General features: G+C 40.8%; 10 protein-coding genes. 6 read left to right on the top strand and 4 right to left on the bottom strand.

The features are described from left to right. Nucleotides 1-39 precede the first annotated feature (39 nt). Both D0T51_RS06595 and yihA read left to right on the top strand, forming a co-directional pair. Entirely contained in the window at nt 40-1512 is a 1473-nt protein-coding gene (locus D0T51_RS06595) for a sodium:solute symporter (protein WP_163726910.1), read from the top strand. 13 nt (nt 1513-1525) lie between these two features. After that, the gene (gene yihA, locus D0T51_RS06590) at nt 1526-2128 is read left to right on the top strand and encodes a ribosome biogenesis GTP-binding protein YihA/YsxC (protein ID WP_163726907.1); all 603 of its coding nucleotides are present in this window, start codon (nt 1526-1528) and stop codon (nt 2126-2128) included. On the opposite strand, the gene D0T51_RS06585 is transcribed toward yihA, so the two are convergent. The 4 genes from D0T51_RS06585 to D0T51_RS06570 form a co-directional block, all read right to left on the bottom strand. Continuing rightward, nucleotides 2129-2662, bottom strand: a complete 534-nt coding sequence (locus D0T51_RS06585; RefSeq protein WP_163726905.1) for a ferredoxin domain-containing protein — start codon at nt 2660-2662, stop codon at nt 2129-2131. It lies immediately after the preceding gene. A gap of 74 nt (nt 2663-2736) precedes the next feature. Further along, entirely contained in the window at nt 2737-4857 is a 2121-nt protein-coding gene (locus tag D0T51_RS06580; RefSeq protein WP_163726902.1) for a KamA family radical SAM protein, read from the bottom strand. Nucleotides 4858-5020: 163 nt separating this feature from the next. After that, nucleotides 5021-7333 carry a PAS domain-containing hybrid sensor histidine kinase/response regulator gene (locus tag D0T51_RS06575; protein ID WP_163726900.1) on the bottom strand — a complete coding sequence of 771 codons (2313 nt, stop codon included), beginning with the start codon at nt 7331-7333 and terminating at the stop codon, nt 5021-5023. Then, complete coding sequence (locus tag D0T51_RS06570; RefSeq protein WP_163726898.1) at nt 7323-9059, bottom strand: PAS domain-containing sensor histidine kinase; 1737 nt, start codon at nt 9057-9059, stop codon at nt 7323-7325. Before D0T51_RS06570 ends, D0T51_RS06575 begins: the two co-directional genes overlap by 11 nt. A gap of 239 nt (nt 9060-9298) precedes the next feature. On the opposite strand from D0T51_RS06570, the gene pyrB reads away from it, so the two are divergent. The 4 genes from pyrB to D0T51_RS06550 are packed head-to-tail and all read left to right on the top strand — an operon-like array spanning nt 9299 to nt 12010. Beyond that, a complete protein-coding gene (pyrB, locus tag D0T51_RS06565) occupies nt 9299-10213 on the top strand; it encodes an aspartate carbamoyltransferase (protein ID WP_163726894.1) in 915 nt (304 codons plus the stop codon). 11 nt (nt 10214-10224) lie between these two features. Continuing rightward, nucleotides 10225-10689 carry an aspartate carbamoyltransferase regulatory subunit gene (pyrI, locus tag D0T51_RS06560; RefSeq protein ID WP_163726892.1) on the top strand — a complete coding sequence of 155 codons (465 nt, stop codon included), beginning with the start codon at nt 10225-10227 and terminating at the stop codon, nt 10687-10689. Between the two features lie 15 nt (nt 10690-10704). Next, nucleotides 10705-11271, top strand: coding sequence for a flavin reductase family protein (locus D0T51_RS06555; RefSeq protein WP_163726889.1), 567 nt, complete (start codon nt 10705-10707; stop codon nt 11269-11271). 1 nt (nt 11272) lies between these two features. After that, nucleotides 11273-12010: a porin family protein gene (locus D0T51_RS06550; protein WP_163726886.1), complete on the top strand. Its 738-nt coding sequence runs from the start codon at nt 11273-11275 to the stop codon at nt 12008-12010. The last annotated feature ends 1 nt before the right edge of the window (nt 12011 follow it).

Genomic DNA, 12011 nt, shown 5'->3' with positions numbered 1-12011 from the left:
GATTTTATTCCTATCTTTGCGGAAAATTATACTGCGTACATGAACAGTTCAATCATCCTATGCATCATTGCGGTTTATTTTGGCGTTTTACTTTTGATTGCGTGGATTACCGGAAGAAAGAATGCGGGCAATGAAGCATTCTTCTTAGGCAACAGAAAGTCGCCCTGGTATATTGTTTCTATCGGCATGATAGGTACTTCTTTATCGGGGGTAACATTTGTCTCTGTGCCGGGAATGGTGCGGAGTATTGATATGACATACATGCAGACCGTTCTTGGCTTCTTTGTCGGATATATTATCATCGCCAAAGTACTGCTACCCCTCTATTATAAACTGAGACTGACCTCCATCTATTCTTACCTAGACAGTCGTATCGGACACAGAGGGTATAAAACGGGAGCCTCTTTTTTCCTGTTATCCAAAATTGTAGGTGCTGCTGCACGCTTATATCTGGTTGTGCTCATATTACAAACCTATGTATTCAATACCTGGCATATTCCATTCTGGGTCACTACCCTTCTTTGTATATTACTCATATGGCTTTATACGTATCGCAGCGGCATAAAAACAATTATCTGGACAGATACCCTACAGGCAATATGCCTGGTTGGTATGTTAATCGTTATCATCTGGCAGGTGAAAGACCGGATGGGATTGGATATAGATGGAATGGTAGAAACATTAACAGCAAGCCCGCATTTTCGTATCTTCGAATTCAAGGATTGGCACAGTACACAACATTTTGCCAAACAGTTTTTCAGCGGGATCTTTATTACCATCGTAATGACCGGACTGGATCAGGATATGATGCAAAAGAATCTTTCTTGTAAAAACCTGAAAGATGCACAGAAAAACATGTACACCTATGGTTTTGCCTTTACCCCTGTCAATTTTCTCTTTCTCTCGTTAGGGGTATTATTAATCAGCCTGGCAACCCAGCAACAGATAGAATTACCAGTTTTAAATGATGACATTCTACCGATGTTCTGCACTTCAGGCCTTTTAGGGGATAGCATTATTATCTTTTTCACTATAGGAATCATTGCGGCGGCGTTTAGCAGTGCCGACTCTGCCCTTACGGCATTAACCACCTCCTTCTGCGTAGATATCCTGGGCGTAGAAAAAGAAGAAGCCAAGCAGGCCAAACGCACCCGGTTGAAAGTTCATTTGCTTATCTCGATCTTATTTGCAGTTATTATCCTGCTTTTTAAAGCGGTTAATAGCCGAAGTGTAATCGATGCTATTTATATGATCGCCTCTTATACCTATGGCCCCTTATTGGGATTATTCATATTCGGTCTTTTCACCCAAAAACGTCCGCGGGATAAATATGTTCCTTATATTTGTATCGCTTCCCCGCTGATCTGTTTCATGACCGATTACCTGGTTAAGTCATATACAAACTATACGTTCGGTTACGAGATGCTTATGGTAAATGGACTTATCACCTTTACCGGCCTGTGGATAAGTGCTACCGGACAAAAAGAATTAGAACAAGTGCCAACTGAATAAAATAAAAAAACATATGGACATCAAAAGTGCAGAATTTGTTATAAGTAATACGGACGTCAAAAAATGTCCGCAGGACAACCGGCCCGAATATGCCTTCATCGGACGAAGTAATGTAGGTAAATCTTCTCTGATCAATATGTTAACCAACCGGAAAGGATTGGCTATGACCTCACAAAAACCCGGCAAGACACAGTTGATCAATCATTTCATCATCAACGAAGAATGGTACCTTGTCGACCTTCCCGGATATGGTTATGCCCAACGGGGAAAAGCCGGAAGAGAAAATATCCGACGTATTATCGAGGATTATATCCTGGAGCGCGAGGCATTAACCAACCTCTTCGTTTTATTGGACTGCAGACATGAACCACAAAAGATCGACCTGGAATTTATGGAATGGTTAGGAGAAAGCGGAATTCCTTTCTCTATTATCTTTACCAAAACAGATAAACTCAGCCACTCCCGGCTGGAAGAAAATATGAAAGTGTATCATACCAAGTTAGAAGAAACATGGGAAGAACTCCCTCCTATCTTTCTCTCTTCTTCGGAAAAGAGAGACGGACGGGAGGAAATACTGGATTATATTGCTGAGATCAACAAAAGCCTGACGGAATAATCAGGCTTCTTTGGGTTTGCGGTCAAAGAAAGGATTTTTAGAAGAGGCACTGATAGGGATAGCCATACAACATTTGGCTTCTCCCAGCATCGCCAGACGTTGAGCTGCCAGACCTGCACTAAACATCACACGTGTATCCACACGCATATCCGAGGCTGTGGCACAAGCAGAGCCAATCGCAATGCCCAAGTCTACTGAGTTTATGGCACATGGCACCTGAGCCGGTTTTTCCGCACAGGTAATATATCCGCAATGAGCACAGTTCAATCCTTGCACCTCTTGTCTTGTACCCAGGATCAATACTGCATCCGCCTTATACAGGTTATCGGCATCACGCAGGAGAAACTTCATTCCGGTTTCCTCCGATATGTTTATCATCTCTTTGGATAATCGTTCTATATCCTCGTTGGTAACAATTGCTATTTCTATAATATCAACGCCTTTACCTTTAGGGGCCGTACGGGCGGCTGTCATCATGCGACGGGCAGCATTTAGAACCAGTTCTTTTCTGATTTCGCGTTCGTTCTGTATCATTCGTATCTTCTTTATTTGACAGGGACAAAGATAAACAGATAGACTCAAAAGTTAAATAATACGGGAAGAGTTTTTCAATCAGGCTGTTGAATCCGCAGATTACTTATTTGATCCGTCACCGCAAAAGCGTAATCCGGATATTCATACATACTGAAACGGGGTTCTGTTATACCTTCACCATAGTTCCATATAGAACGATATTCATTTATATCCTCCCCCATCTGTTTGAGTTGCCGCAGGTAGGCTGCTATCGACTTATTCTCTACAATAAAAACTTCTCCCATCTTATCTATGATCGGACTATGGTGCCGACTGGCATCATGGTCAAAGCGGAGGATTCGTTTCCCCTCGGCAGTAATACCTACAGTTTGAAAGGTCATGCTTTTCCCTATCCCTGGCAGATTTAATACATTTCGGTCGGTAGCAGCAAAAGGCAGATTATTTTCTTTCAGGAAACGAAGCATATTTTTACCTAAAGGACGTTTGATCCTTATCAGGGCTTCTAACTCCTCACGTTTTTCACAAGGCACCTGCCCAAATATCTTTTCCTCATGTTCTTCCTGCAAAGAGCGGCTATTCGGTGCAAAAACAGTATAGTTCTCCTGAAAACCTTTGACAGAAAAGGTATAATAACAAACGATGCCAACCGCATTTAAAGCCTGACGTAGTTTAGCTGTATGCCCCCGACGGGAAGCGGCAACGGTAAAGACCAACTGATTAGTTATCGTCCAGCCGGCAGCCAGAATCGCCTCTATTGCCCGTTTGGCTTCCGGGGTTATTTCCAGGGGAGACTGAAAATGCGTTTGTATATAAAACTGGGTGATGCCAACGGTTAAGGCTTTTTCTTTAAATTCACGCAAGATATCAATCAATTCATCCGTGATACGCATAGGCAGGTAAGCCAACAAGCGAGAGCCTAAGCGGACGCGTTGCAATTCGGCATATTTTTTTCCCGACCTGCGTTCCTCATTGGCTTTTCTCTTACGGACAGCCATTTTATAAACAGCCTCCAATATTTTACGCAAAGTAGCATTTTGGCTCATAAAAGCATCTCCACCGGTAATCAGGATATCGCGAAGCTGGGTATCTTCTTCAAAATATTGCATCAACCGGCGTAACTTTTTATCCCATGTCTCTTTGGGTTGGAGTGAATCGAAATCGAAGTTCAGACGCTCACTCTGAAAATCATACATGCGCTGGCAAGAAGCACATAAGCCGCCACAGGCACGCCCCATAGAATCGGGGATAAGAATAGCCACTTCCGGGTAACGACGATGAATATTATGTCCTTCCGGCAACAACCATCCGGCAGCATTCGGCTCTCCGCCCACAACGACATCTTCTTTTTCCCAGGCTCGTATCTGCCCATACGTATCCACCAGTTCCTTCGAATAAAGGATATAGGAACGTATAGAAGCATCATCATATCCTTCATCTGTCGTATTCAGCAGGGATAAATAATAAGGCGTTATAAAAAACGGCATTCCTTTTTTCTTTGCCTGCATCAATAATTGCATCGTTTCATCCGAAAGAGTATTGCCCAGAAAAGCATTCAGTTCGCCGGGGCTTTTGATTGCCATAGACAGATGAAAACGACTGGAGTTCCACCACTCTATTACCTGCTGGTATTTTTCCTCATAATTGAGTGCAGGAACAAATTGATAGCGGGAAGAGGGAGCATGGCGGCGCTCAATACGTCGAACTAATCCATGTATAATACGTTCTTTATTCTTTTGTCGGATCTCCCGGACTTCTTCATCCATTCCAGTAGGCCATCGGTTCATTTGCCTTTTCAGGCGTGAACGCTCCAATGTTTCTTGCTCAGAAGAAGAAAAAAGTAAAAGAAACTGATTATACAAATCCAAAAAGAGATCGGCAGAGACTGTATCCTCTACGGTCCCTCTTAGAAATTTCCACAAAAAAGTGATTGTTTGTATAGAAAGATTCTCTCCGGTAGACAGTTCGTTCACTGTCTGATTATCAAAAGCGATCAAAAGTTGAAGTCGTTTCAATACTTTATACTTTCTTTCATCTTGTATCCACTGGATCTGAGAGGAAAGGAATTCATTCAGTGCCTCCTTAAATAATTCCGGCGTATGATTATCCTCTGCTAACTGTCGTATACCAGGGAACTTATGAATAAAATCTTTTCTCACTTTAGATACATGAGTACAAACAGGATCTCTCTTTATCATAGATATGCTTTTTAACGAATAAATTATAACGTGTAGAATAGGGAAGAATTAAGGTTTCTACAAATATATAAAATTTTATCGGTTAAAAAGCATATAAAAGGTGTAAAAGCAGATTACAAGTAATTCCTGCATACGCACTTCATCCGAAATACAAAAATAAAAATCACCAGTTGAGGGAAGGCAGATACCTACTGATCGTTTCCTTTAAAAGCTTTAGATTGATAGGCTTTGTTATGAAATCGGAAGCTCCGGCCTGGCGAGCACTTTCCATATCGGAATCAAACACATAGGCCGATTGCATGATAATAGGGATCGTCGTCGATATCTTACGAATCTCCTTCAACGCTTCTATACCGGTCATCTCAGGCATCTTAATATCCAGCATTATCAAATCAACAGCATTTTCATTAAATATCTTCAGGGCTTCCACTCCGGTCTTTGCACGAAACAAATGACAGTGTTTTTGTAATATTGTTTTTAACAACAGATAATTACTTTCCTCGTCTTCTGCAATCAAGAGAGTCGGTCTCTCCTGCATGGGCGTGTTATTCGTTTCCATATTCATATTATATAATTTATAAGTTTTACTATTTGTAAAAATGCTGGGGGTACTTTCTACAGGGGTTGCTTTCAAATAAGGCAGTATCACTGTAAAACGACTGCCTTTTCCTTCTTGGGAAGTGACTTCTATTGTCCCTTTATACCGATCCACAATCATTTTACAGATAGACAAACCCAGTCCGGCTCCTTGTTTAAAGTCATCTTTTTTGAAAAAGCGTTCAAATATATTGTTTAAGTCTTTTTCAGGAATCCCTCTTCCTGTATCTTCTACAAAGAGATGAATATATCTTTCATCCACTTGGGTATAACCAACAGTTACACGACCCTCATTTGTAAACTTCACCGCATTATTAATCAGGTTTGTTATTACCTGGTTTAAACGAAGTTTATCAGTCATGATAAAAACCGTTTCCGAAGGAACATCACGTACCAGGGACAAATGCTCTGGTATAATCACCTGCTGCGTAATTATTATCTGGCTGATCAACTCATTCAGGTCACATACCTCCTCTTTGAATAAAATGCTTCCACTTTCTATCTGTGCCAGATCTAATACATCACTGATCAAAGCTAATAATAAATTGCAATTATTACGTATCATTTCAATAAATATCTGCCTTTCCTCCGTTTCGAAATTTTCTCCGGACGTCAACACATTGGAAAAACCGACAATGGCATTTAGGGGAGTACGAATCTCATGGCTCATATTGGCTAAAAAGGCACTCTTCAGTTTATCGGACATAGCCGCTTTATCACGTGCCTGTTCAATGGCAAACAAGGTTTGTTTAAAGTCTTCTATATTACGTACCAGCCCGAAAATAAGCGGAGGAGATTCGGGAGATAAGCTTTTTAAAGAGGTGTAACGCAATTCCAACCACTGATACCCCTTTCCTTCAAAATACACACGCATCGGAAAAACCAACTTGTCTACTTTTTCAGACTTTAATTGATCATTGGCATCCAACCAACCTTGCCGATCTTCCGGATGAATGGATTTCTTTATCACATCATATGAGATACCGTGATATGCATCACCTTGCACTTTATACTTTTCAAAGAATGAAGGATCAAAAAGAATATTTCTATTGACATTATCAAAACGCCAGGATACAACATCACCGGCTCCCAGGGTTAACTCCAGGTATTCATTCTGTGCTAACTCTTCCGATATATCATGGAAAACAATAACAGCCCCATACAATTGTCCGTCCCGAGATATGGCAGAGACAGAACCTGCAATTGGAAAAGAATGATTCCCTAACAAAGATACCATATGTACGGTATGCAAAGGAACCGACTTCATCTCTTCAAAAACAATCATTATAAGTTCCCTCAGCGTATTCACCTGGCATATATCCGGTATATCAATCAATGCTTCTATTGATTTCCCTATATAGTCTTCCTCGTTTCCGTTTAAGTGTAACCAACCCAATGCCGACGGATTAATAGCAAAAACATTCCTATCTAAATCAACCGAGACAACCCCTTCCCGGATAGAGGATAGTACTATTTTCAGTTTATTCCGATGCCCTTGCAACTCATTTTGTGTTAATGCTCTTTTTTTCTTTTCTCTTATATACAAAAAGACAAAAAAAGAGATTAAAGTAATGAGCAACAAAGAGACAAAAAAAGACGAACCGATCAGGTGTTTTTTATATCTTCCCCCAAAAGGTTTATGTAAAATCGTCGCATTAGACGGTAGGCCCGTATTCTCTATCCCACATCTTCCACCCTGCATCCAAGCAAAGACCGGATCATAATAATCTACTGCACTAAATACGATGGGTACTTGAAAGATCAATGGATCAGAGGTGTCTCTTCTCTCAGAACAAGACACACCTAAAAACACAGTCGCTATACAAAAAACACATAGCAAAAAGTGATGCCGGTATCGTATTTGTCTTTCAGGTCTCATTTGTACCACTTTCTTCTTTTATTTTCAATCCTTCTTCTTTATCCCAGGGTAAATAAACAAAGAAACAGGTTCCTTTGCCCAATTCTGATTCTACGTGTATCCGGCCATTTAAACGTTTCACTATTTCCTCTGCAATAGGAAGCCCCAGTCCGCCTCCCTGGGTGAAATTATCCGATTTATAAAAACGTTCAAATATTTTAGGTAATTCCTGGGCAGAAATACCCATCCCATCATCTTCCACAAAGAGTACCACTTCTTTTTCAGTCTTTTTATAACTATACCCCATACAGATTGTTCCTTTTTGGGTAAATTTAAGAGCATTATCTATTAAGTTCCCCAATACTTGTTTCAAACGGAAAGGATCTGTAACGATAGATAGAGGTTCGTCTGGTAACTTACATACCAACTCCACCTTATCTATTTGTTGTTCGATCATTACCTGTAAAATGATTTCTTCTATCAAGGTGTTCAGGTTTACCACTTCATATGTAAAGGTTATACCACTTTCTATGCGAGAGATATCTAATATCTCATTGATCAGTTTTAATAACAAACGGCAATTCTCATTGACAATATCCATAAACTCAACCTGAATATCCAAAGACAAATCCTGGCTATCAATAAGTAAACTGGAAAAACCGACAATAGCATTCAATGGAGTGCGTACCTCATGACTCATATTGGCCAGGAAAACACCTTTCATCTGATCCGACTTTTCCGCTTCGTCACGCAAACGAATCAGTTCTTCTTCCGTTTTCTTGAACTGCTCAATACTCATACATATTCCTATTAATTTATACTTGGATCCTTTATGAGATTTGGGTAAAACCGCTAAACGATATTCCCACCACTGATAGGCTGATCCGGATAACATCATACGTACCTGCTTGGTTATTTTCTTTATCTTTCCATGAAAAACATCCCTTGTCATATTTAACCAATCATCCAGATCATCCGGATGAATGGCATTCAAAAAGCGATCCCCTTTAATAGCGTGCGTACCATCATCATCTATATGAAATGCTTCAAAAAAAGAAGGATCAAAAAAGAGCGCATTCTGACCAGGGTTGTAGTGCCAGGCAAAAACATCTCCTGAAATCATACTTAAAGCCAGGAACTCTTTCTGTGTAAACTCATCTGTTGTATCATGAAAGGTAATAACCGAGCCGTATGAACGTCCGTTATAATATAGACTGCTTATACTACCTGCAACAGAAAAGGTATTTTTGTTTTTTGTTATGACATAGGCAGTATCACTCAATGTCTGATTGCCCAAAGAATTAGAAAACGCATGGATCTGTTCTTTCAGATAAAAAGGATTTCCCTTTTCCTGTATATCAAACAAAGACCAAATGGAAGTACCTATATAAGACTTCTTCTTATCCAAGCGTAAAAAGCAAATAGCGGCAGAGTTTATAGAAAGAATATTTCCTTTTACATCCACCGAGACGACCCCTTCTTTTAAAGAATTTATCGTAATATCCAGTTCTTTCTGTTCTTTCTCTAATTTCTTCTGCACGATGTCTTTATTATATGATTCTTTTCTATAAAGGCGAATCATCATCAGACTGAAAAGAAAGACGAACAAACCGATAACAATAAAACAGGGAACAACAGGAAGACGATGGGTCCAAAGATCATTTATTTGCAAAAGGGGAGTAAGTGCGACATTGTCACAGGATAGAATCATTAATAACAAGCTCTTATGGCAGATGAAATAGTTCATCAACATTCTATATTTGTCTATGTACTTAATTTTAGAGGATTCTGAATCCACAATCGCTGATATACCGTTACATATGTCGCTATAGCGACCTTCAAACCTCTCTCACTTTTTATAATAACAAGGATTCAAACCAGAATGTTCGTTTATCGGTACATACAAAAAAATATTTTACAATAGGTGTTTTAGCAGACAGCCTTATTTTTTTATACTTTTGCATGGAATGACGAATATATCAATCTATGAAAAGTAAAAGTTTAGTTTCCATCGACCAATGTTCCAAAGAGGACATTCTTCGTATCCTGACAAATGCCCAAAGTTTTGAAGAAAATCCAAACCGGAAAGTATTGGAGGGTAAAATCGCTGCCACTTTATTTTTTGAACCATCTACCCGCACACGACTCAGCTTTGAGACTGCTATCAATCGCCTGGGAGGTAAAGTCGTTGGCTTTTCGGATGCCTCAACCAGTAGTTCATCCAAAGGGGAAACACTGAAAGACACCATCCTGATGGTCAGCAACTATGCCGACATTATCATTATGAGACATCATTTGGAGGGGGCCGCACGATATGCTTCTGAAATAACCGATGTGCCCATTGTTAATGCCGGAGACGGTGCCAATCAACACCCTTCCCAAACCCTTTTGGATTTATACTCTATCCAAAAAACACAAGGCAAATTGGACAACCTGACCATTACCATGGTGGGAGATTTGAAATACGGACGCACCGTTCACTCCCTCATTGTCGGTATGTCGCATTTCAATCCGACCTTTCACTTCATTGCCCCCGATGAGCTTCGTATGCCGGATGAACAAAAACACTTTTGCGACAAACGGGGTATCCCCTATTATGAACATACGGATTTCACCGAAGAGATTATCAATCAAACAGATATTCTTTACATGACCCGTGTACAACGGGAACGCTTCACCGATATGGAAGAATACGAACGCGTGAAGAACGTATATATACTGCGTAACGAGATGCTGGAAAACAGCCGCGATAACCTGAGAATCCTCCATCCATTACCCCGGGTAAATGAAATTGCTTACGATGTGGACGATAATCCGAAAGCATATTATATCCAACAAGCCCGCAACGGTCTGTTTACCCGCGAAGCTATTATTTGTGAAGTATTAGGCATTGACAACTAAAAACAAACACCATGTCACCCGAAAAGAAAAGAGAATTACAAGTTGCAGCATTAGAAAATGGCACAGCCATCGACCATATCCCTCCCAGCCAACTCTTTAAAGTAGCCTCCCTGCTTGGTCTGGAGAAAATGAACAATACGATCACTATCGGTAACAATTTCCATAGCAGCAAAATGAGCTGTAAAGGAGTTATCAAAATAGCCGATAAGTTTTTCGAAGAAGATGAGATCAACCGCATAGCCCTGATCGCTCCCAAAGTAATACTGAATATTATCCGCGACTATGAAGTGGTTGAAAAGAAAACCGTCACCCTGCCAGACGAATTGGTGGGTGTGGTCAAATGTAATAATCCCAAATGCATCACCAATAACGAGCCTATGCCTACCCGCTTCGATGTGATAGACAAAGAAACCGGCAATATCCGTTGTCGTTATTGCGAACGGAAAATAAACAAAGAAGATATCGTCATCAAATAAATATATGCATCGAAAATGAAAGTTGACTGGAAACCAGGTACACTCATCTATCCCCTACCCGCTGTCATGGTTAGCTGTGGCAGTACGCCGGCAGATTACAACATAATCACAGTAGCCTGGGTAGGTACGATCTGCACCAATCCTCCTATGTGTTATATCTCTGTTCGCAAGGAGCGTCATTCGTATGATATTATTAAGCGGGATATGGAGTTTGTGATCAACCTAACCACCAAGGATCTGGCCTATCCCACAGATTGGGCCGGAGTTAATTCCGGGAAAGATCATCATAAATTTGAGGAACTGAAACTGACCCCGGGCAAAGCCTCCATCGTGAATGTCCCGACTATCGAAGAATCTCCTTTATGCATCGAATGCCGGGTGAAAGAAGTGATGGCATTAGGCAGCCATGATATGTTTATTGCGGATGTGGTCAACATACGGGCCGACGATGCCTATATGGATCCGCAAACCGGTGCATTCAACATGGAGCAAACCGGTTTGTTAGCGTATGCCCATGGCAAGTATTATGAGTTAGGGCCTTTCGTGGGCAAATTCGGCTGGTCTGTTCAAAAGAAAAAGTAAGATGGCAAAAGGCATTTACCTGTTTATGGCATGTACCCTTCTTTCTCTACCGTTGAAAGCACAACACGTTCATTCCGCCAGAGAAAGAGAGGGCAAAGTCTTTAATATGGGGGCAACCATTGGTTTCAATGCTACTTTTCCTGTCATTAACTCCCTCTCTGTAGATGATGTAGAAGTGGAGAATATCCATATAAAATACAAAGTAGGGCATTTCGCCTCTTTCTTTTGCCGGATAAACATGGATCGTTTCTTTCTTCAACCGAATATATTCTGGCATCTCTCTGAAAGTGAAATTCATTTCAACACTCCTTTAAACGAACTCCCCGAAACACTCTCAAACGGGAAAGGAGAAGCACCGACAACTCAGATTGCCCTGCAAAACAGCTCCTTACAAGTGCCTATATTTGTCGGATACCACATTGTCAGAAGTGGCCCTTACGGTCTGACCTTTATGGCCGGTCCCAATTTCAAATACAATTATAAGGAGTCTTATACCTTTTTATCTACCCCTACCAACTACGAATACCTAAGCGACAACACACCGTGGGGACTAGGCATTTCCACCGGTATCAGCGTACAGATCAGGCAACTTTTTTTTGATTTCAAATATGAATTCGGCCTCAATCAGGTCGAAACCGATTTCAAGAGCAAGACCCCGGCCATCCCGGCCATCAGCAACAACATAAAAATAGATAAACGCACCAATGTGATGAGTTTCTCTTTGGGTTTGGTCTTCTGAC

Origin of the sequence: Parabacteroides sp. 52 (assembly GCF_010500925.1) — a bacterium.
In the GTDB taxonomy this organism is placed as follows: Bacteria; Bacteroidota; Bacteroidia; order Bacteroidales; family Tannerellaceae; genus QVMG01.
The sequence above is the reverse complement of the archived record's forward strand: the minus strand, read 5'-3'. Positions and strand labels throughout refer to the sequence as shown.